The organism is Collinsella sp. An2, from assembly GCF_002160065.1.
In the GTDB taxonomy this organism is placed as follows: domain Bacteria; phylum Actinomycetota; class Coriobacteriia; order Coriobacteriales; family Coriobacteriaceae; genus Limicola.
The window spans coordinates 254,932-281,213 of the sequence record NZ_NFJW01000001.1; the positions used below are offsets into that span (position 1 = coordinate 254,932).

The following is a 26,282-nucleotide window of genomic DNA, read 5'->3' on the forward strand; positions in this document are numbered from 1 at the left end:
GGGGAGCTTCGCTCTCATTGGGCCCGCGTCGCAGATGATGAAAGGAGTCCTCCGATGAAAAGCGGTATGCCGCGACATGGCTATGCTCGGGTCAACGAAAAGATCGGAAGGCATCTGTCGGACCTAGAGCTGACCGAGCGCCTGCAGGAGCCTGACGCCGAAATCGCCCTGACCGCATTCGACGGGGAGTCGTTTGAGCGCCTCGATCCCGACGCCGCCTCCTTTTCCGAGGTCGTGTTCCATAACTGTTTGTTCGAGGACGGCGACTTTTCGGGCTGCACTTTCACAGACATCCTGTTTGTTGGCTGCCGTTTTATATCCTGTTCCATGGAGCGAAGCTGGCTCAACCGCGTCGATTTCCGGGCGTGCTCGGCACCGGGTCTGGGGTTTGGCCAGGGCAGGTTGACCGGCGTCTCGTTTACCGACTGCCAGCTGCGATACGCCGACTTCTCGGAGGCATCCGTGCGCGGTGTTGTTGCACGGGACACCTGTCTGGCCGAGAGCGTGTGGCGGGCAGTCAAGCTTGGCCGCGTCGAGCTCGAGCGCTGCGACCTATCACGGGCGGATGTCATGAGGACGTCGCTCGAAGGCGTGGATCTCTCATCGTGCAACATAGGAGGCCTCGTGGTGTCGAGCGGCTTGCGCGAGCTGCGTGGAGCCATCATCGCGCCCGAGCAGGCCTTGGACCTCGTTGGCTTTCTGGGCGTACGTATCAAGGACGAATAGGGCGGCGCCATTCCAGCCCGTCGCCTCCTGCCTTCGCAGTCCGTCCTCATATGGCGTCTTCTTCATTTTTTACACGGCTTTACATACGGATTACCTGCGCGCGTGTAAAATATGGCGATGTTGTCCATGCCACGCGTGCGCGGTATACTCGACCGAGCACGTTTTGGCGCACATATGGGAGGAAACATGTTCCCTAAGGGTTTTGAGTGGATCGTCATCCTGGTTGTTGTCCTGATCATCTTCGGGCCCAAGAACCTTCCGAAGCTCGGCAAGTCGCTTGGTTCCACGGTCAAGAACCTGCGCGAGGGCATGGAGGGCACCGACAGCTCCACCGATGAGCCTGCAGAGGAGAGCGACGAGGACAAGGAGATCCGCGAGCTCGAGGAGAAGCTGGCCGAGGCCAAGAAAAAGAAGGAAGCCGAATCCGACCAGGGTCCCATCTCTGAGTAGGAACGCATAACGTCGGGTAAGCGGCGGCCGGTTACCACATGGTCAGCCGGTCGCTTTTTTCTCCCGTGGGATTTGGACGCACACCGCGACAGCAAGGAGTTTTCTGCATGGATGCAAGCGAGATCGTACTGACAGCCGAAGGCCGCCAGAAGCTGGTTGACGAGCTTGAGTGGCGCGAGGGCGACCTCACGAAAGAGATCGTCGAGCGCATTCGCACCGCCCGCGACTTCGGCGACCTCTCGGAGAACTCCGAGTACGACGACGCCAAGGAGGAGCAGGCCAAAAACGCCGCCCGCATCGCCGAGATTCAGTCTATTCTCGCCAACGCCAAGGAGGCCGAGTCGCTCGATCACAACCTGATCGTCTCCATTGGCTGCACGGTCGGTCTGGTTGACGGCGACGGCGTGGCCACCGAGGTCACCCTGGTTGGTACCACCGAGACCAACTCGCTCGAGCACAAGATCTCGAACGAGTCCCCCGTCGGCCGCGCCATCATCGGCCGCGCCGAGGGCGACACCGTCGAGGTCGTGACGCCGTCCGGCAAGTCCCGCATCTACACCATTACGAAGATCACGCGCTAGGCCGCGGCCCGGTGCGAACAAACCTGTACGCTCCCCGGGACCGCAAGGCCCTGGGGAGCTTTTTCGTTGAAGAGATTCCGTTGGCATAACGGAAGACGCAGCAAGGAGCAAGCATGGCAGAGAACCAGACCGAGCAGGTCGCCGAGGGCGCACAGGCTCCGGATACCCTGAACGACGAGCGCGCGCATCGTCTGAGCAAGCGCGAGGCGCTGTACGCCGCCGGACGCAACCCCTATCCCGAGCACTCCGACGTGGAAGACCACGTCGAGGACATCGAGGCCAAGTACGCGGACCTCGAGGCCGGCGTTGACACCGAGGACGTCGTACGCATCGGCGGGCGTGTCATGGCCAAGCGCGGCCAGGGCAAGATCGCCTTCGTGGTGGTTCGCGATGCCACCGGCGACATTCAGCTCTTCTGCCGCATCAACGACATGCGCGAGGAGGATTGGTCGCTGCTGCAGGAGCTCGACCTGGGCGACATCGTGGGCGTCGAGGGCGTCGTGGTGCGTACGCGCCGCGGTCAGCTGTCGGTGGCTCCGAAGCGCATCGAGCTCCTCTCTAAGGCGGTGCGCCCCCTGCCCGAGAAGTTCCATGGCCTCTCCGACAAGGAGACCCGCTATCGCCAGCGCTACGTCGACCTCATTGTGAACGAGGACGTGCGCTCCACGTTTGCCAAGCGCTCCGCCATCGTCTCGGCGTTCCGTCGCTACATGGAGGGCAACGGCTACATGGAGGTCGAGACGCCCATTCTGCAGACCATCCAGGGCGGCGCCACGGCCAAGCCGTTCATCACGCACTTCAACGCGCTCAACCAGGAGTGCTACCTGCGCATCGCTACCGAGCTGCACCTGAAGCGTCTGCTCGTGGGCGGATTTGAGCGCGTGTTCGAGATCGGCCGCATTTTCCGCAACGAGGGCATGGACCTTACGCACAACCCCGAGTTCACCACCATGGAGGCGTACCGCGCCTTCTCCGATCTCGAGGGCATGAAGCAACTTGCCGAGGGCGTCATCAAGGCGGCCGCGGCTGCTATCGGCGCGGGCGAGAAGATCGTGTACCAGGGTACCGAGATCGACCTGTCGGGCACGTGGCCGAGCCGCCCCATGACCGAGATCGTCTCCTCCGCGCTTGGACGCGAGGTTACGCTTGATACCCCGGTCGAGGAGCTGCGCGCCGCCTGCGCCGAGCACGATATCGAGGTCAAGCCCGAGTGGACCGCTGGTAAGCTCATCGCCGAGCTCTACGACGAGATTGGCGAGCCTTCGATCGTGAACCCGACCTTCGTGGTGGACTATCCCATCGAGGTGAGCCCGCTTGCCAAGCGCTTCGAGGACGACCCGCGCCTGACGCATCGCTTCGAGCTTGTCATTGCCGGCCATGAGTACGCCAACGCGTTCTCCGAGCTCAATGACCCCGTTGACCAGGCGGAGCGCTTCGCCAAGCAGATGGAGGAGAAGGCCGGCGGCGACGACGAGGCCATGGAGTACGACGAGGACTACGTGCGCGCCCTCGAGTATGGCATGCCGCCTGCGGGTGGTATCGGCATCGGCATCGACCGCGTGGTCATGCTGCTCACCGATTCGGCGAGCATCCGCGACGTTCTGCTGTTCCCGCACATGAAGCCCGAGGGCAAGGGCAACGCTGGCATTGCTGCGGCGAAGGCGAAGCAGGAGGCCGAGGCTGCCGCTGCGTCCGCCGAGGCTGCCGAGGTCGCAGCTGGCGTGGCCGTTGCCCCCAACAAGGTGCCGACGCTCGACTTCGACAAGGTCGCCGTCGAGCCGCTCTTTGCCGACTTCGTGGACTTCGAGACGTTCAGCAAGAGCGACTTCCGTGCGGTCAAGGTGAAGGCGTGCGCCGCCGTGCCTAAGAGCAAGAAGCTGCTGCAGTTCACGCTTGACGACGGCTCGGGCACGGACCGCACCATTCTCTCCGGCATCAGCATGTACTACGAGCCGGAGGACCTTGTGGGCAAGACCTGCATCGCCATCACGAACCTGCCGCCGCGCAAGATGATGGGCATCGATTCGTGCGGCATGCTGATTAGCGCCGTGCACGAGGAAGATGGCGAGGAGCGCCTGAATCTGCTCATGGTCGATGACGCGATTCCTGCGGGCGCCAAGCTCTACTAAGGCGCTGCGCGGCCGAGCTAAGGCGTTGCGTGCCCGAACTGAGGCAGCTCAGAACTGAAGCCACAAGATGGTCCCTCACCTCCCGTCCGAAAGGGCTTGGAGGTGGGGGACCTTTCTATACGCGGGTGCGAGTGCGCAGAGGTGGGCGCGAGCAACGCCGTCTATTTCCTCATGACCGTCTGCTGTGGCGTATCCCTTCTATAATGGACGCGTTGGATAGGAGGGGTTGTCAATGGCAGACGGAGAGAGACCGCGACTCACGGCGGCTCAGCTGCACGTGGTGGTTACGTTGGGGTTCTGCGGACTTGTGTCCGCAGCGGATAACTGGTTTGTTTCTCCGGCGCTGCCTGCTATAGCCCATACGCTTTCTGTGGCCCCGACAGCTGCGGCAATCGTCTTAACTGCCTACCTGTTGCCGTATGGTGCGCTGCAGCCGGTCTGCGGCAGGCTGGGCGACGGGGTGGGGCGTCTGCGCCTGCTTCGCATCATCGTGCTGGGCCTTTGCGTGGGTACCTTTCTGTGTGCCGTGGTGCCCAACCTCGAATTCTTGGTGGTCGCGCGCGTGGTAACGGGCTGTTTTGCGGCGGGCATCATCTCGGTGTCCCAGGCGTTTGTGGGCGATGTGGTTGGACCCGACCGTCGCGCGGGCGCCGTGGGTATCCTCATGGGCATCACCTTCACCGGGCAGGGACTGTCGGCGGGTCTTGGCGGCATCCTGACTGATCTTGTGGGCTGGCGTGCTGCCTTTGCGGCGTTTGGCGTGCTGGCGGCGCTTGCATGGCTGGGGTTGTTTACCTTGCGCGAGCCGAAGCATCAGGGGAGCCTCGATTGCAGAGATGGCCGAGATGGCTGCGACGACACCGGCACCGGCGAATCGCGTGTAACGGCCCAGGATGTTGATGCGACGAGCATTGCCGCGCCGACTGCGCAGATGCCCTCTGCGGATGCGGTGAGCGCTGCCGCGCACGATTCTTCAGAGCCCATTGCGGCGACCAACAAGGCCGTCAATCCCAACAAGACCGTCAATCCCAACAAGACCGTCAACCCCATCGTTGCGTTCTTCCGCGATGCCCTGCGCATCTTTTTTGGTCCGCATCGGGCAGTGTTCCTGCTTGCATGCAGTACGGGCCTGCTCTTTTTGGGCGTCTATGGTCTTATGGGAACGTTTCTTTCCGAGGCGTGTGGGCTCACTTCAACGCAGTCCGGCCTGGTGATGATGCTCTACGGCGTCTTCTGTCTCATCGGCGGGGCGCTTTCCGGACGCCTTGGCGCAGGCCGCGGCCTTGCACATGTTATCGGCATCGGTGAGGTATCGGGGTTGGTGTCTTCCTTAGCGCTTGTCCTTTCGGCCGTATCGGGTTCGTGGGTGCCGGCGCTCGTCGCTGCCGCCGCGCTCGGCTTGGGCTATATCCTTGTTCAGCCCACGCTTGTTACGCTTTCCATGGAGGCCGATCCAAATCAGGCAGGACTTTGCACCGGTCTCATCGGCTTTGCGGTTTTTGCCTGCGGCGGCGTGGGCTCGGCGCTCGGCGGTGCGCTGCTGCAGATGGGCGGCTATCCGCTGCTGTGGGGCATCGCCGCGCTCTGCCTCGTTCTTCAGCGCATCATCTCTCAGCGCGTCCTCGCCTAGCAGGCGTGGCTACCGCATTTCGTTTCGTTCCAAGCTCTGTGCTCGGTTTTGGTATCTAGGCTCGGCTGTCAAAAGGGCAGGACGGCCACGGCCCAAAAGCCCCGGCAGGGGCTTTTGGGCCGTGTGGTTCGTGTCGAAAGGGGCACCGCCCGGCGCCTTGCGTTTATAGCGCTCGGCTACGAGGTGTTTTTTCGGGTGCGGGCGGTGCTCTGTGCACGTTCGTTTCGGAAGAGGGCGTCCAAACGGCGAACTGCCAAGTAGCCCAATTTGCATCACCTCTTCTACCTGCGGGTTTTTTCTTTGAAACGCCCGGTCTACTCGCCACATCGCGTTTTGGACGCCCTCTTCCGAAACGAACGTACAATCGGTGGGTTCAAAAGGCTCTGATGGGGTGTTTTCGGGGAGGGCGGCGCCAAACGCGCTGCCTCGGCTGTGCTTGATTTCTCCTGAGGTGGGCCGGCAAACTGTTCTGTAAGCGGCTGAATGGCTACCAAGATGCTCAAATAGTGCGGCGTTGCATGGGCGCAGCAAGTTACCGCTTCTGCGGTCGCGGCGCATTTACGACGATGATGCCTGCCACAACGAGTACAAGGGCAAGCGCGGTCTGCTGCCACGGTATCGTCGAGGCCTCGTTGAGAAGTAGGCTCGATAACACCACGCCGAAGACGGGCAGGCTAAACTCATAGATCACCACGCGTGAGGTGGGGTTGTGCTTGAGCAGAAGCGACCAGAGCGAATAGGCGATGCCCGACACGCAGGCCAGGTAGGAGAGCATGCCCAGCCCCTGAGGTGTCACTTGCCCCAGGCTGCCGCCCAGAACGAGTCCCGCGACCGTGAGCACGGCTCCGCCCAGTACAAACTGCCAGCCGCTCAGCGCCACGGGGTCATCGCCCTGGGCAAACATATGGATGAGCGCGGCCGAGACAGCGCTTGACACCGAGGCGACCAGAATGAAGCCCTCGCCGGTGACCGTCATGCTGCCGCCCAGATCCCCACCGGTAAGGTTCGCGATGATAACGCCGGCGAACCCCACGATGCAGCCCACCACCTTGCGGGCATCGAGTCGCTCCTGGTGAAATACGAGCGCCGCGACGAGAATGGCGAAGAAGGTGCTCGAGCCGTTCACGATTGATCCTCGCACGCCCGGCGCGTTTGCCACTCCGATATAGAAAAACGCGTACTGCACGATGGTCTGTGCCAGCGCAAGCTTGACGACCTTGTGCCACGACGCGCGGGGCACGCGGGGGATGCCGCGCCTTCCGATGCCCGCTGCGACCAGTGCGATGACGCCTGCCAGCATAAAGCGAAGGCCGGCGAACAGGAAGACCGATGGAACGTCTGCGGTATCGATGGCGAGAAACTCGTATCCGAGCTTGATGCACGGTATGGCGCTGCCCCACAGAAGGCAGCTTGCCAGGGCAAGGAGGCATACGCACCAGGTTCGGGAGAGAAGCGGCGGCCGGTCCCGAGGAACCGTCTCGTGGTCTGCCGTTGCTGCAACCTGCTGTCGCTCCATGAACCTCGTGCCTCTCGTTTGCTTCGCTTGGTGTCGGCGTGCCGTATGGCGCCCGATATATTGTGGGACATTGCGACGGTGAGGGCCATGCTCAATTGCGCTTCGGTACGAGTTGCCACAACCCCCGCGCCCTCCGCTGTCCGTTTCGACCGTATGCTCCGCAGCGCCCCGGCCATACACCCAAGTCGCCCGCTCAGTCGCCGCCTCCGTGCGCCCTGGTGCCGCACGAATTTCACCCACGGCAGAGGCTTGCCGAGGCATCATCACAAACCTTCCACTTACATTGAGCGGAAAAACTTGTTAGGCTAATCCGCACAGCTGCACAACCGACTACATATTCAGGCTGGCGTCACCGCGCGAATCGGGACGCCAGCTTTTTTGTGGCGCGCGTGCGAAAGTCGGCCCGTCGCGAGAGGCGGGACAACGTCGAGAAAGGTTATGTCATTCATGCCCACCAATAAGCGAGAGAGCCTCATCTTCACCATCATCATGTGCTTCTGCATGGTGCTGTGGATGTCCGTCTATAACGTCATGCGCGTTCATGGATGGCAGTTCGACCTCGGTATTCTTGCCGAGGCCTGGGTCGGCTTCCCGCCCGCGTATATCGTGGCCATGCTGCTGGACGTGTTTGTGGCCAGCCGCTTTGCCAAGTGGTTCGCGTTCCGTTTCCTCGTGACGCCCGGCAAGAGCTCCAAGCTTGCCATCACGCTTTCCATCTCCACCATGATGGTGTTCCCCATGGTGTTCTTCATGTCGCTGTATGGTGCGCTTGAGGCCTTCACCCATGTGGGGAACCCTGCCATGATCCTGCCCACGTGGATCTCGAACATTCCGTGGAATTTCATTGCTGCGCTGCCGTGGAACCTCATCGTTGCGGGCCCGTTCTCGCGTTGGCTGTTCCGCCGCGTCTTCCCGGAGGGCACCGTGCTCGCTGAGCCCCTGGCGGCTGCCGGCACCATGGAGTCCGGCGCTCATGTCTCCGATGCTGCCATGCCGCAGCAGGTTGTCGCACAGGAGCTGTAAGCCCTATCAAGCCCTGTCGGTCCGACGCAACAGCACGATCTGGCCAGATACGGCAAGGCCCACTAAAACCAAGAAGGCCGCGCGCCCCACAGCAGGGACGCGCGGCCTTTTGCCTACATGTTGAGAAACGATTCCGAGCTGCTATGCCAGGAATTGCGGCATGTGCGTGGGGATGAAGTCGGTATACACGATGCCGGCTGCGTAGTCGGGTTCACGTACGACCGCGCGATGGAACGGCAGCGTGGTCTTGATGCCCTCGATCTGGAACTCGTCGAGCGCGCGCTTGGCGCGGGCGAGCGCCTGCTCGCGGGTGGGTCCCCATACGATGAGCTTTGCGACGAGCGAATCGTAGGTGGGCGGAATCTTGTAGCCCTCGTACACATGGGTATCCACGCGCACGCCGGGGCCGCCGGGCAGGCGCAGCTTGGTGATGGTGCCCGGGCACGGACGGAAGGCATGCTCGGGGTCTTCGGCGTTGATGCGGAACTCGAAGGCGTGTCCGTCGGGCGTGTCGATGCCGCCATCGGGGATGGTCATGGGCTCGCCGGACGCGATGCGCAGCTGCTCGCATACCAGGTCGGTACGGGTGATCTCCTCGGTCACGGGATGCTCCACCTGAATACGGGTGTTCATCTCCATGAAGTAGAAGCTGCCGTCCTCGTCGAGCAGGAACTCGATGGTGCCGGCGTTGGTGTAGCCCGTGGCGCGCACGGCCTTCACGGCCGTCTCGCACATCTTGCGGCGCAGCTCGGGCGTGAGCGCTGGGCTCGGCGCCTCTTCGCAGAGCTTCTGGTGACGGCGCTGCACAGAGCAGTCACGCTCGCACACGGCTGCTGCGTGACCAAAGTTGTCGGCCATGACCTGCACCTCGACGTGGCGCGGGCGGGTGATGAGCTTCTCGAGGTACACCTCGTCGTTGCCAAAGGCAACGCGGGCCTCGGAGCGGGCGGCATTGTACTCGTGTTCCAGGTCGGCGGGGTCGTGCACCTCGCGCATGCCCTTGCCGCCGCCGCCGGCGCTCGCCTTGATGAGCACCGGGTAGCCGACCTCCTCGGCGAACTTCGCCGCTTCCTCGACGGTTTCGACGGCGCCGTCGGAGCCGGGCACGGTGGGCACGCCGGCGGCCTTCATGGTCTGCTTGGCGTTGCTCTTCTCGCCCATGCGGTCAATGACGTCGGGGTCGGGGCCAATGAAGGTGAGCCCGTTCTCCAGGCATTTGCGGGCAAACTCGGCGTTCTCAGACAAAAAGCCGTAGCCGGGATGCACGGCCTCGCAGCCGCGTGACACGGCGGCGCCCACAAGGCGCGCCATATCCAGATAGCTCTGGGCCGAAGGGGCGGGGCCGATGCACACGCGTTCATCGGCCTCTTCGACGGCGGCGGTGTTGCGGTCGGCGGTCGAGTAGGCTACGCAGGCGGTGACGCCTAGGTCCTTGCAGGCGCGCACCACGCGCAGGGCAATCTCGCCGCGGTTGGCGATGAGGATCTTCTTGAACACAGCTATCGCCTCGCTCCCTTACGCGACGGGCTCATAGTAGAAGATGGGCTGCCCGAACTCGACGGGCTCGGCGTCCTTGACGCAGATCTCGCGGATGATGCCGGGCTCCTCGGCGGGCAGTTCGTTCATGAGCTTCATGGCCTCGACGATGCAGAGCGTCTGGCCTGCCTCGACGGTGTCGCCCAGCTTCACGAACGGGTCGGCGTCGGGCGCAGGGGCCTGATAGAAGGTGCCCACCATCGGGGACTCGACGGCCTTCCAGGTTGCGGGGCGCGCGCTGGCCGCGGGCTCGGCGGCAGCGGGCTCGGCCGGGGTCGCGGCGGGAGCTGCGGCAGGTGCAGCCGGAGCCGCGGCGGGAGCGGGGGCTGCTGCGGGTGCGGGCGCAGGGGCGGGCGCGCTCACGGCGACGGGCTTCTTGATGGCGACCTCGGTGGTGCCGTCCTTGATGGTGACCTCGGCGACGGAGCTGCCGTCAAGGGCTTCGATGAGCTCGCGGATCTGGGTGACGTTCATATCGGATTCCTCCTCGGTATCCATGTCCTGGTTCTCAGCGGTGGCGTTCATGTCTTCGGTGATGGGGTGGACCTTGCCGGCGGCGCGGCGCTCGAGATAGGCGCGCGCCTCGTTGGGGAAGAGCGCGTAAGAGAGTACGTCCTCTTCGGACTCGGCCAGGTCTCCGATCTCTGCTGCAGCCTCGTCGTAGGTCTGCAGGTGGGCATTCTTGGCCTCTTCCTGCAGCTTGGCCACGTCGACCTTGCCCAGCACCTTCTCCTGGATGGCAGGGTCGATCGGCGCGGGCGTCTTGCCGTAGAAGCCCATCAGATAGTCGCGCATCTCCTGCGAGACGATGCCCCAGCGCTTGCCGGTGAGCACGTTCATGACGGCCTGCGTGCCGACGATCTGGCTCATAGGCGTGACGAGCGGCGGGTAGCCGACCTCTTTGCGCACGCGCGGAATCTCGGCGACGACTTCGGGCAGGCGGTCGTGCATGTTCTGCAGATCAAGCTGGCCCACGAGGTTCGACATCATGCCGCCCGGGATCTGATGCTTGTAGATGCGCATGTGGGTGAGCGTGGTGATGCCGCGCTGGTGCTTGCCGCGCTTGCGTACGGCGTCCCAGTAGTCGGCGATCTCGAACAGCAGGTCCAGATCGAGCCCGGTGTCGAAGGGCGAGCCCGAGAGCGACGAGACGGTCATCTCGACCGCAGGCTGCGAGTTGCCAAACGCCAGCGGCGCGTGGGCGCAGTCCACAATCTCGGCACCTTCCTCGGCTCCGCGCAGATAGTTGGTGCTTGCCATGCCGCCGATGAAGTGGCAGTGCATATGCACGGGCAGACCGATCTCGGTGCGCAGGGCGGAGACCAGCTGTGCGGCGCGGTAGGGCACCAACAGGCCGGCCATGTCCTTGATGCACAGGGAGTCGGCTCCGAGCTCGGCGAGCTGGCGTGCGTAGCCGATATAGCTGTCGAGGGTATGGACTGGGCTGCGAGTGTAGGAGATCGCGGGTTCAAAATGCGCGCCGACCTTCTTGATGGCCGCCGCGCAATCCCGGATGTTATCTATGTCGTTCAGGGCATCGAACACGCGGAAAACGTCCACGCCGTTGGCGTGGGCGCGCTCGATGAAACGCTCGACCACATCCGATGAATAGTGCTTGTAGCCCACCAGGTTCTGGCCACGTACCAGCATGGCGAGCGGCGTGTTGGGGCAACGCTCCTTGATGAGCCTCAGACGCTCCCAGGGATCCTCGTCCAAAAAGCGCAGGCAGGTATCAAACGTCGCACCTCCCCACGCTTCGATCGCCCAATAGCCTACCTCATCCATTTTTGGCAGAATGGGCAGCATCTCTGCGGTGGTCATGCGCGTCGCCCAAAGCGACTGCTGGCCGTCGCGGATGGTGGTGTCCATAATGCGGAGACGATTGTCGGCCATAAGCCAGCCTCCTCTCATGGTGTTCCTTTGCTGGGTCCGAATGACCCGACTCGGCCTTGCCCCCAACTATAGGAGCCGCGCAAGGGGTTGGCGGCGTTTTATCGGTGAGCGCCCGATGCGGTCCGTGACAGGCGTGCCGGACAGGGGGGGCAGACTGACCAGGTGCGGCGCGTACAGGTGGGGCGGATGGCGCGCGGGCGGCGTGCCGGACAGACTGACCGGGCGCGGTGCGGGCGTGCGTGCCGGACGAAGTTCGCATGGCCGCATCGGGCGGGGCGGACGGCTGCACCTGCCATGCGTGCCGGACGGACGGCGTGCCGGACGGGGCGTTTATCACACTGGCTTGCGAGAAGCCTGCGGAAAAATAAAACTCAACAGTTTGTTGTATTTCCATTGGTGGTATATATACGCGAGACAAATTCGATGCCGTGTCATGTAATCGGCAACACCCCCGGGGGTCGGTGCAGGTCACGGGCCCAATCGGGGGCAACGCGGACACGCCGAGGTGCGCCCGCAACATGGAAATAGATGAGGAGCATATGGCGCAGACAACCGACTATGCTGGCCGCCTTCTGCACGTTGGTCTTGACATCGGATCAACCACGACGAAGGCGTTTGTTTTGGATCCCTCGAACAACGAAACGCTCTTCTGGCGCTACAAGCGCCACAACGCCCGTCAGGCGGCCAGCGCCGCCGAGGCGCTGCGCGATGTGGGCGAGCGCTTTCCGGGCGCGCGCCTGCGTGTGGCGGTCACGGGATCGGGCGCCCGCGACATCGCCCAGGCGCTCAACGCGTCCTACATTCAGGAGGTCGTGGCCAACTCCATCGCCATCCGCGAGCTGTATCCCCAGGTCCGCTGCGCGATCGAGCTGGGCGGTCAGGACGCGAAGATGATCTTCTTCCACGCCGACGACTCGGGCACGCCTACGGTCTCGGACATGCGCATGAACGGCAGCTGCGCCGGCGGTACCGGCGCTTTCATCGATGAGATGGCAAAGCTCCTGGGCGTGCCGAGCGAGGGCTTCGAGGAGCTCGCCGCGCAGGGCACCACGGTGTATGAGATCTCCGGCCGCTGCGGCGTCTACGCAAAGACGGACGTCCAGCCGCTGCTCAACCAGGGCGTCTCGCGCGCCGACCTCGCGCTTTCCGCCATGCATGCCGTGGCGCGCCAGACCATCGGAGGGCTCGCCCAGGGCATCGATATCGAGGCACCGGTCATCTTCGAGGGCGGCACGCTCGCCTACAATCCCACGCTCGTGAAGGTGTTCCGCGAGCAGCTTGACCTTACAGATGACGATGTGGTGGTGCCGCAGGACCCGCAGGTCATGATTGCCCGCGGCGCGGCGCTCTCGCTTGCCGGCCTGTTTGCCGACGAGCAGGACGATGTGGACCCCGTCGCCGGCGTGGCCGCGCTCGAGGAGCTGCAGGCGCATCCCGTAGAAGATCCTGACATCGCCGCTGCGGCGCCCTTCTTCGCGACCGATGAGGAACGCGAAGAGTTCGAGCGCCGCCATCCGGCCGAGCAGCCGGCGCCCGGTCCTGCCGCCTATCGGCGCGGCGAGGTGGTCCATGCGTATCTGGGCATCGACTCGGGCAGTACCACGACCAAGTTTGCGCTCGTCGACGCCGAGGGCGGCCTCATCGACTCGTTCTACGCGTCCAATGAGGGAAAGCCGCTCGACGTTGCGCGGCGGGGTCTTCTGGACCTTAAGCGCCGCTGGGACGAGGCCGGCGTCACCCTCGCCATCGACGCGGTGGGCACGACGGGCTACGGCGAGATGCTCTTCGCCCGCGCGCTCCATGCGGACTATCACACCGTCGAGACCGTCGCCCACGCCCGCGCCGCCGCCATGTGCGTGCCGGACGCCACGTTCGTGCTCGACATCGGCGGCCAGGACATGAAGGCCATCTGGCTGGACAAGGGAGTGCTTACCGACATCGTGGTGAACGAGGCGTGCTCGGCCGGCTGTGGCTCCTTCCTCGAGGGGTTCGCCGCGAACTTGCACATCCCCGTAGACGAGATCGCTCGCGCCGCCTTCCGTTCCGAAGAGCCGGCGAGCCTGGGCAGCCGCTGCACGGTGTTCATGAACTCAAGCGTAGTGTCCGAGCAGCGCCGCGGCAAAGGTCCCGACGACATCATGGCGGGCCTTTGCCGTTCCATCATCGAAAACGTGTTCACGAAGGTGATTCGCGTATCCAACCTCGACCGCCTGGGCGACCGCATCGTGGTCCAGGGCGGTACGTTCCGCAACGACGCCGTGCTGCGCGCCTTCGAGCAATATCTCGGCCGTCCCGTCACGCGCGCGCCGCACCCCGGCCTCATGGGAGCGATCGGCGTCGCGCTGCTTGCGGCCGAGCATGCCACGGGGCAGGAGGAGCGCGGAGGAGAGGCCTGCGCATCGAGCTTCATCGGCCTCGACGCCATGGAGGGCTTTGCGCACGAGGAGTACGCCGGCGTCACCTGCCGCCGTTGCGGCAACCACTGCTCGCGCACCGTCATCGCGTTCTCTGACGGTTCGCTCTATGTGACGGGCAACCGCTGCCCGCGCGGCGAGGAGATTGACTGGGCCGAGCTCACGCGTGAGGTCCCCGATGCGGTGGCACCCGTCCAGGACCCCAAGGGCAGCGACGACCCCGCGCCCGGCACCCGTGGGCTTCCCGCCGACGATGCGGAAGCGTCCGCACGTCCGAAGCCTGCGGCGAACCTCTTTGATGAGCGCGAACGGCTGCTCTTCCAAAACTGGCCCTGCACGCCGGTTGCCCCCGCCCGCGGCGTGACCATCGGCATTCCGCGCGTCCTTGAGTTCTGGGACAACATGCCCTTCTGGTCGACCATGTTCCGCGCCCTCGGCTTCACGGTGCGCATTTCACGCCCCAGCACGCGCCGCACCTTTGAGCGCGGTTTGGCTCACGTGACCTCCGACACCATCTGCTTCCCGGCAAAGCTCGTGCACGGACACGTGCGTGAGCTCGTGGACGCGCATGTGGACCGCATCTTCATGCCCATCATCACCACCGTGCCTACGGAGAACACCGCCAAGACAAGCGAGTGGATGTGCGCCGTGGTGAAGGGCTATCCCTACGTGATGAAGAACTCCGACAACCCCGAGGAACGCTACGGCGTGCCCTTCGACGCGCCGCTGTTCCACTGGTACACCGATCGCGACCGCGTGCGCCAGCTGACAGATTGGCTCGGCGAGACCTTCGGCGTGTCGGAAGACGCAGCCCATGCAGCCATTCGACAGGGTGACGAAGCGCAGCACGCCTTTGCCGACCGGATTCAGCAGCGCGGCCAGGAGGTGCTGGACCAGGTGCACGCTGCCGGGACCTATGCCGTGGTCATGGCGTCGCGCCCCTATCACAACGACCCGCTGGTGAACCATGGTCTGCCGAAGCTCTTCTGCAACCAGGGGATTCCGGTGCTCACCCCCGACGCCGTGCCCGGCGTGCGCGACGTGGACCTCTCGAAGAGCCGCCTCGACATCGTGAACAACTTCCATGCGCGCATGCTCTCCGCGGCCGTGATCGCCGCGAGCTCGCCCGACCTCGAGTACGTGCAGCTCGTGAGCTTTGGCTGCGGCCACGACGCCTATCTTTCCGACGAGATCGTGCGCCTCATGCGCGAGATCTCGGGCAAGGCGCCGCTCATCCTAAAGATTGACGAGAGCGATGCCACCGGCCCGCTGCGCATCCGCGTGCGCTCCTTCATCGAGACCACCGAGCGCCGCCGCCGTGACGAGGCGGGCAGTCCTGCCGCGTCGAGCGCCCCGCGCGAGCTGCCCGACCCCTATGAGGTCAAGTACGTCCGTGAGGATCGCAAGCGCAAGGTGGTGCTCGTGCCCAACACGAGCCACGCCTTCTGCCGCCTTATGACGGCCGCCATGAGGCGTGAAGGCGTGCGCGCCGACCCGCTGCCGGTGGGCCGCGAGGAGGCGATTCGTCTCGGTAAGCGCTACGTGCACAACGACATCTGCTTCCCGGCGCAGATCACCATCGGCGAGTCCCTTGCGGCGCTCGAGAGCGGCAAGTACGACTCCGACGAGGTCGCCATCGTGACCGGCAAGTATATTGGCGACTGCCGTCTGACGCACTATATGCCGCTGCTGCGCCGCGCGCTCGACGACGCGGGCTACGCCAACGTGCCCGTGCTCACAAACGACGACGTGGACGCGCACGATGCGCATCCGGGCTTCCGTCTGAGCCTTCCGGCGAGCCTCGAGATCGCCTGGGGCCTTCCCATGATCGATGCGCTTGAGGCGCTGCTGCGCCGCATGCGTCCCTACGAGCTCGAACCGGGCGCGGCCGACCGCGCCTTCGACGCCGCGCTTGACGAGGTGATTCACGGCATCGAGGACCATGGCCTGCGCGGTGCCGAGCAGGGCTTCAAGCGCGCCATCGAGATTATGAAACAGGTGCCCTACGACCGCTCGAACCCACGGCCGACGGTGCTCATCGTGGGCGAGTACCTGCTCAACTTCCACCCTGGCGCCAACCACGAGATCGAGCGCTACCTGGAGCAAAACGGCCTGGAGATCATCGAGGCACGCATGACCGACGTCATTCGCAAGAGCTACTTCTACAAGCATGCCCAGTCGCGCGAGTACCACGTCGACATTCCGCTGGCAGACCGGGTGTGGTACGCCACGGCCGACAACCTGTTCGACATCGCGCACGACCGCTGCGACCGCATTGCCAAGGCGCACCCGCTCTACGAGCCGCCTGTGCGCATGCCCGAGCTCGTGAAGGTGAGCGACGACGTGCTGCACCATACCTTCGACGCAGGCGAGGGCGTGCTGATTCCGGCCGAGATTTTGGAGAACGCGGCGCGGGGCTGCCGCGCCTTCGTGATCCTGCAACCCTTCGGTTGCCTTCCCAACCACGTGGTGGGACGCGGATTGGTGCGCGCTTTGAAGGAGCGCTATCCCGACGCTCAGATTCTGCCGCTGGACTACGATCCCGACGTGAGCTTTGCAAACGTCGAGAACCGCCTGCAGATGCTCATCATGAACGCGCGCGAGCGCGGCAACGCCGCCGCCCACGCCGAGGAGGCTCCGAACGTCGGTGTGGGCGCGGTCGACGAGGGGGCCGATCATGGCACGACCGCGTAAGGACGCAGAGGGGGTCTGCGCGAGGCAGCGCATCATCGACGCCTTCTGGCAGCTGCTACAAGACCGCCCCATCCACGAGATCGTGGTGGGGGCGGTCGCCGACACGGCGTGCTGCAACCGCGGCACCTTCTACTATTACTTTCCCGACATGGACGCGCTTGCTGCGAGTGCCATCCGCGAGGAGCTCTTTGCCGACGACGCGCTTGCGCGCGCGATGTCGGGGATTCTGGCGGGAGGGGACGCCAAGGCGCTCATGCGGTCGCTCTCTCCCCGGCGCATTCGGCGCATCTCGTTGGTCATGCGCGCCGGTGCCACGCGGACAGTCGAGGTCGCGGTGCGCGAGGCCGTTCACGCCCGGTGGCAAGAGCTACTGTGCGACGAAGGCGACGACTTGGCGCCGGCTGCGACGTTCGCGATTCAGTTTATGGTCGGCGGCCTGCTGGGGTATTTCTCCTACATGCTGAACGCCGACGGCGCCATTCCCCTGGATGCCGATGCCCGCGCGTATCTGGGACAGGTGGCGCACGCGACCATCGAGGCCGTGGCGAGGGCACAGGGCATGCAGCCCGAGGAGGTCAAGAAGCGCCTCCACTGCAGAGCTGCCTGACGAGGCGCACCGGGGCGCGCCGCAGAACGTGTTGGCCCGGACAGTGCAGCAACAGGCCCTTCGGCGGCAGTCAGCAGAAACTCGTTTCGGTTTTATGCAGTTATTTCGCAACTCGCCGAGTAGCCGCTTGATTTTGGCAACGAAAGCCCAGGATTCCGAGGTGCTATAACTCGCTCTACTTTGCAGATCGCGAATAAACTGCATAAAAACGAAACGAGTTGTTTTCGGGGCGGGGCTATAGGCCTTGTTGGCGCAGCAATGCGCCCTTGTCGGTGGGGCTATACGCCCTCGTTATGCCAGTATTCACGTAGAACGACTATTTGTTCGACTATTATGGTACGTCCCTGGGTACACATCCGGGGTACCAACACGCAAAAGAGGTGTAGAGCATGCTAGACAGATTTACCGACCGCGCCCGTCGCGTCATGGCGATGGCAAAAGAAGAGGCGGTCGCGCTTTCGTCCACCAAGGTGGGCACGGAGCACCTGCTGCTGGCCCTCGCCAAAGAGGAGGAGGGCATCGCTGCCGAGGCGCTGCGTTCGCTGGATATCTCCTACGACGACATTCTGACTCAGCTCAAGGAGACGCTCACCACCCAGCCGGGCGACGTCGACGACGATGCCGAGCAGGCCAAGCTCGCCTTCACCCCGGCGGTCATCTCGGTTATGGAGCGCTCCTTCCGCTTGGCGCGCGAGAACAACCAGACCTACGTTTCAACGGAGCACCTGCTGCTGGGTGTGGTCGACGAATCCTCCTGCAAGGGTGTCGACCTGCTCATGCGCCTGGGTGTCACCGCGGCTTCGGTGCGCGTGGCGGTCGAGAAGCTCACGTCCAAAGATCAGAGCAGCAAGCGCCCCATGGCGGGCGCCGGCGCGGGGCGTCCCGGTGCAGGTCTGCCGTTCTTCTCGGGCGAGGCCGCGCAGAGCAAGGGCGGCGAGACGAGCGTTCTTAAGCAGTTCGCGACCAACCTTACGCAGGAGGCGCGCGAGGGCAAGCTCGACCCGGTCATCGGGCGCGAGAAAGAGATCTCCCGCATGATGGAGATTCTGTCCCGTCGCACCAAGAACAACCCGCTTATTCTGGGCGACCCGGGCGTGGGCAAGACGGCGATCGTCGAGGGCCTGGCGCAGGAGATCGCTGCCGGCAACGTGCCGGAGAACCTTATCAACCAGAATATCTGGTCGCTCGACCTGCCCGGGTTGGTTGCCGGTGCAAAGTATCGCGGCGAGTTCGAGGAGCGCCTGAAAGGCGTAATCCAGGAGGCCACCGATGCCGACGACGTGATTCTGTTCATCGACGAGATGCACACGCTGATCGGCGCCGGCTCGGCCGAAGGCTCCATCGACGCGAGCTCCATGCTCAAGCCGGTGCTTGCCCGCGGCGCCTTCCAGATCATCGGTGCTACCACCGCCGAGGAGTTCCGCAAGTACCTCACCAAGGATCCGGCGTTCGAGCGTCGCTTCCAGTCCATCGATGTCGAGGAACCGAGCATCGAGGATACGGTGAAGATCCTGAACGCCCTGCTGCCGCGCTATGAGGAGCACCATCACGTGCACTACACGCCCGAGGCCGTCGAGGCCGCGGCGAAGCTCTCTGCGCGCTATATCCAGGACCGCTACCTGCCCGATAAGGCCATCGACCTCATCGATGAGTCGGGCGCTCGCGCGCGCATCGCGGCCAATCATGCCCCGCAGCCGGTGCGTGACGCCGAGGCGCGCGTGGCCGAGCTCAAGGAGCAGGTCGAGGACGCCACGGACCGCGACGACATGAATCGCGCCGCCGAGCTTAAGGAGCAGGAGCACGCCGCCGAGATCGAGCTTTCCGAGGCCCGCGCCTCCTGGAACGCCCAGATGGATGCAAGCCCCATCGTCATCGACGTGCCCCAGATCGCCGACATCGTGTCGGTGACGTCGGGCGTGCCGGTGTCGTCGCTCACCGAGGACGAATCCCGTCGCCTGCTGGCCTGCGAAGACGTGCTCAAGACGCGCATCATCGGTCAGGACGAGGCCGTGTCGCTGGTGGCCAAGGCCATCCGGCGTTCGCGCTCGCCGCTCAAGGATCCGCGCCGTCCCGGCGGCTCGTTCATCTTCCTGGGCCCCACCGGCACGGGTAAGACCGAGCTTGCCAAGACGCTTGCCGAGTACCTGTTTGGCAGCAAGGACGCGCTCATCAGCTTCGACATGTCCGAGTTCGCAAGCCAGTACGAGGTCTCGAAGCTCATCGGTTCGCCCCCGGGCTACGTGGGCCACGAGGAGGGCGGCCAGCTCACCAAGGCGGTTCGCCGACATCCCTACTCGGTCGTGCTCTTCGACGAGATCGAAAAGGCGCATCCCGACATCTTCAACATCCTGCTGCAGGTGCTCGACGAGGGTCGCCTCACCGACGGACAGGGCAAGACGGTCGACTTCCGCAACACCGTGGTCATCATGACTTCCAACGTGGGCGCTCGCGAGATCTCGCAGGAGTCCAGCGTGGGCTTTGGAACCACGGGCGAGTCGGGGCTGTCCACCAAGGAGATCAAGAGCCGCGCCATGGGCGAGCTCAAGCGTCTGTTTAGGCCGGAGTTCCTGAACCGTGTGGACGACATCGTGGTCTTCCAGAAGCTCTCGGGCGAGAGCCTTACCTCGATTGCCGAGCTCCTCATCGACGACCTGCGTCAGCGACTCATTGCCAACGGCATGAACATTGTGACGACGCCGGCAGCCATCGAGAAGATCGTCGCCGAGGGCACCGACCTCACCAACGGCGCTCGTCCGCTTCGCCGCGCCATCCAGAAGCTCATCGAAGACCCGCTTTCCGAGGAGCTGCTGGCAGGCGAATGGAGCGAGGGCGATACGGTTTTGTGCGACGTGGTGGACGGCGAGTTTGTGTTCTCGCACACCACGGGCGAGATTCCCGCTCCGCGGCCGCAGGGGGCGCTGGGCGCTTCCTTCGAGCCCGCTCCGCATTCGGGTGGTGGGGCTCCCGCGCTTACGGGCAGCGGCCCCGGTGGCGTCGCGCAGTCCGGCGCCGGGGCGTGCTAGGTCGACCGACCTGTAGCAGCCCCGTTTGCCTGCGCAAGCGGCGGGCATACCACAACGGCAGCTGGCGCACCACAACAGGGCAGATGAGCGTCGACTCATTGCGGTAAGAGAAGGCGGCGGATCTTTGGGTCCGCCGCTTTTGCATATGTCGTGGGTATGCGTCGTGGGATTGCCGTCGTGGGATTGTGCTGTCCGGTGGGACATAGAGCTACAGATTCGCGACCCCTCCAACATGCGCTCTGTACTGCGGCGCCACGGGCAGGAGGTTATTTCTGTTTCAATCTGCGATTGTGGGGGTGGATTTATGGATGGGCGTGCGAAAATACCTGTATGACTGTGACTGACGAGCCAAACAATATGCGAGCGCATGGGATGGGGGAGCACATTGGATAAAGAGCGGGTCCAAAAGCGTATGAACGAGGCGATTCGACTGACCGCACCAGGACAGCCGATTCGCACCGCCCTCGACATGATTATCGCAGGTCACCTGGGTGCCCTCATCTGCGTGGGCGACACCGAGCATGTGCTTGCGGCGGGCAACGACGGTTTTCCGCTGAACATCTCGTTCACAAGCAATCGCCTGTTTGAGCTCTCCAAGATGGACGGCGCCATCGTCATCGACGACGACGTCACCCAGATTCTGCGCGCGAACTTCCACCTGAATCCTGACCCCTCGCTCGCCACGAGCGAGACGGGCATGCGTCACCGCACCGCCGCGCGCATGAGCGTGCTGACCGACGCCATCGTCATCTCGGTCTCGGCTCGCCGCGCCGTGGTGAACGTCTACGTGCATGGCAAGTCCTACACCATCCAGCCCGTTCCGGACATCATGAGCTCCGTGAACCAGCTGGTGTCGACGCTTCAGACCACGCGCACCTCGCTCGACCGTGCCCTGCTGCGTCTCACCGCGCTTGAGCTGGACGACTACGTGACGCTTGCCGACATCACCGACATCTTCTCGAGCTTCGAGATTCTGCAGCAGGCCAAGGGCGAGCTGGAGTTTTGCATCGTGAAGCTCGGCACGCAGGGCAAGCTTGTCCAGATGCAGCTTGAGCAGCTGGCGGGCACGAGCATCGATACCGAGTACACCCTGATGATTCGCGACTACGCAAGCGACTCCTCAGAGGAGAACGCGCGCCGCATTCGGGACAAGTTCTCGTCCATGACGCCGCGGGATCTTACCAATCCGCAGCGTGTGGCCGAGGTGCTTGGATACGACGACCTGGACGAGGACTCCGTCATGACGCCTTTGGGCCTGCGTACCCTGTCGCAGGTGTCGGTCGTGCGCGATGGCGTTGCCGAAAAGATCGTCGACGAGTACGGCTCGCTGCAGGACCTCATGGACGACATCCGCAAGGACCCGGAGCGCCTGGGTGACTTCGGCGTGAACAACCCCACGATCCTGGCGGATTCGCTCTATCGTATGCAGGGCAAGCGGGGGGCATAAGGTGCTGCAGGAAAGAGTGCCGTCGCGTCCGCCGGTATGCGCGGTTATCGTTGCAGGCGGATGCGGCTCCCGCTTTGGGAACCCAGGCGGCAAGCAGCTGGTAAACGTGGCAGGACGTCCACTGGTGACGTGGTCCATCATGGCGTTTGACCGGTCATGCCTGGTGGGGCACATCGTTGTCGTGTGTCCGCAGGCGAAGCGCGCCGAGATGCGTCGTCTGGCCATAGACCCGTTTGACTTCAAGACGCCCATCACCTTTGCCGATGCGGGGGAGACCCGCCAGGATTCTACGGCGTCGGGCGTGGACGCCGTGCCCATGGGGTTCGAGTACGTTGCCATCCATGACGGCGCCCGCCCGCTCATTACGACCGCGGCCATCGACAACGCCATCCAGGTGCTGCTGCACGACCGCTCGCTCGACGGGGTGGTGTGTGGCCAGCCGGCCATCGACACGCTCAAGATCGTCGATGGCGAGCAGATCGTAAAGACGCCGCCGCGCAGCATGTATTGGGCGGCGCAGACGCCGCAGATCTTCAGCGTCGACGTCATGCGTCGCGCACACGCCGCCGCGGTGGCCGACCAGTTTGTAGGGACCGACGATGCCTCGCTGGTGGAGCGCATGGGCGGTACGGTTCACTGCGTTGCAAGCCCGCGCGACAATCTGAAGGTTACCGTGCCCGAGGATCTGCGTCCGGTGACGGCGATCCTTCTTGGCCGCATGAGCGACGCCGAAAGTGCCCAGGATACGGGAGTCATGCCGCGTCTCTAGGGGATCTCTAGCGGACGCGCCTTGAGCCTGTTGTGGTTCGAGCAGCGGGGCGCAAAGCGGCTGCCGGGCCCTGCGCTATCATGGTTCGGTATCTAACTGCTGGCGCGCGGTGCTGGCGCGTGGCGCCGCTTAGGCACAAGGAGTTCTTCATGTCGCTGCGTATCGGTCATGGCTATGACGTACATCGACTGGTGGAAGGAAGGCGCTGTATCATCGGCGGGGTGGACATCCCGCACGATAAGGGGCTGCTGGGGCATTCCGATGCCGATGTATTGGCGCATGCTCTCGCCGACGCTATCTTGGGCGCCATGCGCGGGGGAGACATCGGAAAACTCTTCCCCGATACGGACCCTGCCTACGAGGGCGCGGACTCGCTGAAGCTGCTTGCAGCCGTTATGGCCTATACGCGAAGCGAGGGCTTCGAGCTTGTGGATGCCGACTGTACTATCGCCTGCCAGGAGCCGAAGATAAGTCCCTATCGCGACCAGATGCGCGAGAACCTTGCCCGGGCGCTGGGCGTTTCCGTCGAGAACGTCGGTGTCAAGGCGACCACGACCGAACGGCTGGGTTGGGAAGGCGCCGGCGAGGGCATTGGGGCCTGGGCGGTTTGCCTGCTTGAACGTCGCGTCATCAAGCATCAGGCCTAGGGCCGGGCTGCTGGACGCCGCTGGTCGGTTTGGGATTCCAGTATGGCTTCCGGTGGCGTGGACGCATTCGGCATGGTGATGAATATCCGACCGGCATGGCGGGTTGTTAACTCACCCTTTGTGCTTCCTTCCCGCTCAGGTAGGATATGCTCAAGAACGGTCTATCAATGGGGTGTTGACGTTTCGCAGAGCTGGCGATCCATCTGGCTTCGACAGCGACTTATACGGCGTGGACGATTGCACCTCTTCGAGAGGATTCTCATGAAGATATATAACAGCGCAACGCATCAAAAAGAAGAGTTCAAGCCCATCGAGGAGGGCAAGGTTCGCATGTATGTTTGCGGGCCCACCGTCTACGACAACATTCATATCGGCAATGCACGTACGTTCATCAGCTTCGACGTTATTCGCCGCTGGCTCATCGCGAGTGGCTACGAGGTCACGTTCGCCCAGAACCTCACCGACGTGGACGACAAGATCATCAACCGCGCCAACGAGCAGGGTCGCACGGCCGCCGAGGTCGCGGAGGAGTTCTCGACCAAGTTCATCGACGTCATGCACCGCGCGAACGTGATGGACCCCGATATTCGTCCGCGCGCCACCAAGGAGATCGGGCCTATGATCGGCATGATCAAGAGCCTGATCGAGCAGGGGCATGCCTATGCCGCCGACAACGGCGACGTGTACTTTGCCGTGCGCAGCGATCCCGCCTACGGTGAGGTTTCCGGCCGCAAGGTGGACGAGCTCATGGTGGGTGCGCGCATCGCTGCGGGCGAAGAGAAGCGCGATCCGCTCGACTTCGCGCTGTGGAAGGCCGCCAAGCCCGGCGAGCCCAGCTGGCCGAGCCCCTGGGGAGACGGACGTCCCGGCTGGCATACCGAGTGCGCCGCCATGGTGCACCGCTATCTTGGATGCCCCATCGACATTCACGGCGGCGGGTCCGACCTTGCGTTCCCGCATCACGAGAACGAGTGCGCTCAGGCCACGTGCTGCTGGCACGAGGGCTTTGCGAACACTTGGATGCACACGGGCATGCTGCTCGTGGACGGCGAGAAGATGTCCAAGAGCCTGGGCAACTTCTTCACGCTCGAAGAGGTGCTCGAGAAGCATTCGGCCGCGGCGCTCCGCCTGCTCATGCTGCAGACCCACTACCGCTCGCCGCTCGACTTCTCGTGGGAGCGCCTGGACGGTGCGGAGAGCTCGCTTGCGCGTATTGCCGGCACGGTCGAAAACCTGCGCTGGGCGGCTCGCCACGCGGCGGGCAACCCCGATGTCGCCGCGGCCGACGCGCTGGGCGAGGACCTTGCGGCATTTGGTCGTACCTACACGTCCTGCATGGATGATGACTTCAATACGGCCGGAGCTATCGCGGCGGTCTTCGAGGCCGTGACGCGCGCCAATCACTATCTTGAGGACACACAAGCGCGCGATGCCGTGGACGAGGGCGCTGCGCTTGCTGCTGCGGGCGTGCTTGCCAACTGGCTGGGGACGCTTGGTATCGAGCTGCCGGAGCCCAAAGAAGAGCTGCCGGTGGGGCTGCTGGGAGTCGCAGCCGGTCTGGTGGGCTATACCGGAGACGACGTGGACGAGGCCGCCGAGCGGATTCTTACGGCGCGCGCCGATGCCCGCGCCGCCAAGAACTGGGAGCTGGCCGACGCGATTCGCGACCAGCTGCGCGATATGGGGTTGGTGATTGAGGATACGGCTGCCGGCTCCCGCCTCAAGCACTCCTAGGTGCTGAGGCACACCATCTTGCCGCTCAAGCCTTCGGGCATGGCCCTAAGGCCAATGCCCTCGGCTTTCGCGGCAACCTGGCGCACCTCAGCGCCTAGGTGGACCGGGCGCCCAGCCCTTGCGTCGGGGTAGTCGGCTGCCGCACGCGTGGCGTGCTCCCTCCTCTTTCGCGGCAACCTGGCACGCCTCAGCGCCTAGGAGCCGTAGTGGAGCACGCCTTCTTGTCCAGGCCTTCGGGTATGGCCCAAGGCTAATGTCCTCGGATTGAACGGCAGTCTGCGAGACCCCAGAACAGGAAATATGCATTCGTAGACCGTAGGCGTCTGGTCCATAGCGGATCGGGCGCCTACGGTCATATAGGCACATATCGTTGTCAGGCCCCCGTGTGCGACCGTGCAATCCAAGGGAATGCCGCCTCTGCAGCTTCTGCCCGGACAACGGGTGTCGTCGGGATTTTTCTCGATGCTGTAAAGGCGCGGGTCGTTTGATGTGACAATAGGTGCGGTCAAACGAATCGAAGGGATAGAGAGTGGCAGATAAGACAAGGGCGGGCTCGAAGCGTTCGTCAAAAGAGGGGAATCGACCGAAGGGCCAGGGTAAAGGCTCTTCGCGCCGAAGCGCATCGCGGCCAGCAACCGGGTTTGAGTCTTCGGGGCGTCAGGGGGCCCGGCAACGGTCGACGCGACCGGTGGCTTCAGGGTCCTACCTCGAAGGACGGCGTGCGGTGGCCGAGGCGCTGCGTACGGGCTTTCCCATCAAGCGGGCGTTGGTTGCAGACGCCGAGCGCGCCCGCGACGCAGGCCTGTCGCAGCTGGTAGCCGGCCTGTGTGCTGCCGGAGTGTCGGTCGAGTATGTCTCGCAAGACCAGCTCGACGCGATCTCAAGCCATGGGGCACACCAGGGCATCGTGCTCGAGGTGGGTGCGTTCCCCTATGCCGAGCTTGCCGATATCGTCTCGCGTTCCGGGGACGGCCCGGCGTTGGTGGTCGTGCTCGACCATGTGACCGACGCCGGCAACTTCGGCGCCATCGTGCGCTCTGCCGAGGTGGTCGGTGCGGCGGGCGTCGTCATTGCCAACAAGCGGGCTGCCGAGGTCAACGTGGGTGCCTACAAGACATCTGCCGGAGCTGTCATGCATCTGCCCATTGCGCGCGTACCCAACATCGCCCGAGCGCTCGAGGAGCTGAAAGCTGCGGGATTCTGGGTTGTCGGAGCAAGCGAGCATGCGCAGGCAAGCTGCTGGGAGACCGGCTTTGAAGGTCGTATTGCGCTGGTTATGGGCTCCGAGGGCGACGGAATCTCGCGCCTGGTCCTAGAGAGTTGTGACGACCTCACCAAACTGCCGCAGCTTGGCGTCACGGAGAGCCTCAATGTGGCCCAGGCAACCACGGCGCTGTGCTATGAATGGCTTCGCCGCAACGTCGAAAGCCTCTCAGGGGCACGCGGCAGGGAGGCGATGTAGG

The 26,282-nt window shown here is 64.0% G+C and carries 17 protein-coding genes; 14 read left to right on the forward strand and 3 right to left on the reverse strand.

Annotation, left to right across the window (positions count from 1 at the left end):
• The first annotated feature begins 54 nt into the window (after positions 1 to 54).
• The 5 genes from B5F33_RS01210 (at position 55) to B5F33_RS01230 (ending at position 5,516) form a co-directional block, all read left to right on the forward strand.
• Positions 55 to 726, forward strand: a complete 672-nt coding sequence (locus B5F33_RS01210) for a pentapeptide repeat-containing protein (protein ID WP_239284644.1) — start codon at positions 55 to 57, stop codon at positions 724 to 726.
• 186 nt (positions 727 to 912) lie between these two features.
• Positions 913 to 1,176 carry a twin-arginine translocase TatA/TatE family subunit gene (tatA, locus tag B5F33_RS01215; RefSeq protein WP_087409964.1) on the forward strand — a complete coding sequence of 88 codons (264 nt, stop codon included), beginning with the start codon at positions 913 to 915 and terminating at the stop codon, positions 1,174 to 1,176.
• A gap of 107 nt (positions 1,177 to 1,283) precedes the next feature.
• Positions 1,284 to 1,757, forward strand: coding sequence for a transcription elongation factor GreA (greA, locus tag B5F33_RS01220; protein ID WP_087409965.1), 474 nt, complete (start codon positions 1,284 to 1,286; stop codon positions 1,755 to 1,757).
• Positions 1,758 to 1,870: 113 nt separating this feature from the next.
• Complete coding sequence (lysS, locus tag B5F33_RS01225) at positions 1,871 to 3,886, forward strand: lysine--tRNA ligase (protein WP_087409966.1); 2,016 nt, start codon at positions 1,871 to 1,873, stop codon at positions 3,884 to 3,886.
• 232 nt (positions 3,887 to 4,118) lie between these two features.
• Positions 4,119 to 5,516 carry an MFS transporter gene (locus tag B5F33_RS01230; protein WP_087409967.1) on the forward strand — a complete coding sequence of 466 codons (1,398 nt, stop codon included), beginning with the start codon at positions 4,119 to 4,121 and terminating at the stop codon, positions 5,514 to 5,516.
• A gap of 532 nt (positions 5,517 to 6,048) precedes the next feature.
• Here the strand turns inward: B5F33_RS01230 and B5F33_RS01235 are convergent.
• The gene (locus B5F33_RS01235) at positions 6,049 to 7,032 is read right to left on the reverse strand and encodes a DMT family transporter (protein ID WP_087409968.1); all 984 of its coding nucleotides are present in this window, start codon (positions 7,030 to 7,032) and stop codon (positions 6,049 to 6,051) included.
• A gap of 447 nt (positions 7,033 to 7,479) precedes the next feature.
• Between B5F33_RS01235 and B5F33_RS01240 the strand changes: the two genes are divergently transcribed.
• A complete protein-coding gene (locus B5F33_RS01240) occupies positions 7,480 to 8,055 on the forward strand; it encodes a DUF2798 domain-containing protein (RefSeq protein WP_239284646.1) in 576 nt (191 codons plus the stop codon).
• A 141-nt stretch (positions 8,056 to 8,196) separates the two neighbouring features.
• On the opposite strand, the gene accC is transcribed toward B5F33_RS01240, so the two are convergent.
• Both accC and accB read right to left on the reverse strand, forming a co-directional pair.
• On the reverse strand, positions 8,197 to 9,552 hold the full coding sequence (gene accC / locus B5F33_RS01245; protein ID WP_087409969.1) for an acetyl-CoA carboxylase biotin carboxylase subunit: 1,356 nt from the start codon (positions 9,550 to 9,552) through the stop codon (positions 8,197 to 8,199).
• Between the two features lie 18 nt (positions 9,553 to 9,570).
• Positions 9,571 to 11,484, reverse strand: coding sequence for an acetyl-CoA carboxylase biotin carboxyl carrier protein (gene accB, locus B5F33_RS01250; RefSeq protein WP_204214324.1), 1,914 nt, complete (start codon positions 11,482 to 11,484; stop codon positions 9,571 to 9,573).
• Positions 11,485 to 12,023: 539 nt separating this feature from the next.
• Between accB and B5F33_RS01255 the strand changes: the two genes are divergently transcribed.
• The 8 genes from B5F33_RS01255 (at position 12,024) to rlmB (ending at position 26,281) form a co-directional block, all read left to right on the forward strand.
• Positions 12,024 to 16,592, forward strand: coding sequence for an acyl-CoA dehydratase activase (locus tag B5F33_RS01255; protein ID WP_087409970.1), 4,569 nt, complete (start codon positions 12,024 to 12,026; stop codon positions 16,590 to 16,592).
• Positions 16,576 to 17,199 (forward strand): TetR/AcrR family transcriptional regulator, encoded by a 624-nt coding sequence (locus B5F33_RS01260; protein ID WP_087409971.1) that lies wholly within the window; start codon positions 16,576 to 16,578, stop codon positions 17,197 to 17,199. The genes B5F33_RS01255 and B5F33_RS01260 overlap by 17 nt, the downstream gene beginning before the upstream one ends.
• A gap of 389 nt (positions 17,200 to 17,588) precedes the next feature.
• Positions 17,589 to 20,222 carry an ATP-dependent Clp protease ATP-binding subunit gene (locus B5F33_RS01265; protein ID WP_087409972.1) on the forward strand — a complete coding sequence of 878 codons (2,634 nt, stop codon included), beginning with the start codon at positions 17,589 to 17,591 and terminating at the stop codon, positions 20,220 to 20,222.
• Between the two features lie 385 nt (positions 20,223 to 20,607).
• Positions 20,608 to 21,669, forward strand: a complete 1,062-nt coding sequence (disA, locus tag B5F33_RS01270; RefSeq protein ID WP_087409973.1) for a DNA integrity scanning diadenylate cyclase DisA — start codon at positions 20,608 to 20,610, stop codon at positions 21,667 to 21,669.
• 1 nt (position 21,670) lies between these two features.
• Positions 21,671 to 22,438 (forward strand): 2-C-methyl-D-erythritol 4-phosphate cytidylyltransferase, encoded by a 768-nt coding sequence (ispD, locus tag B5F33_RS01275; RefSeq protein WP_239284648.1) that lies wholly within the window; start codon positions 21,671 to 21,673, stop codon positions 22,436 to 22,438.
• A 149-nt stretch (positions 22,439 to 22,587) separates the two neighbouring features.
• A complete protein-coding gene (gene ispF / locus B5F33_RS01280; protein WP_087409975.1) occupies positions 22,588 to 23,085 on the forward strand; it encodes a 2-C-methyl-D-erythritol 2,4-cyclodiphosphate synthase in 498 nt (165 codons plus the stop codon).
• A 261-nt stretch (positions 23,086 to 23,346) separates the two neighbouring features.
• Positions 23,347 to 24,819, forward strand: coding sequence for a cysteine--tRNA ligase (gene cysS / locus B5F33_RS01285; protein WP_087409976.1), 1,473 nt, complete (start codon positions 23,347 to 23,349; stop codon positions 24,817 to 24,819).
• Between the two features lie 529 nt (positions 24,820 to 25,348).
• Positions 25,349 to 26,281, forward strand: a complete 933-nt coding sequence (gene rlmB / locus B5F33_RS01295) for a 23S rRNA (guanosine(2251)-2'-O)-methyltransferase RlmB (RefSeq protein WP_087409978.1) — start codon at positions 25,349 to 25,351, stop codon at positions 26,279 to 26,281.
• Position 26,282: the final 1 nt, after the last annotated feature.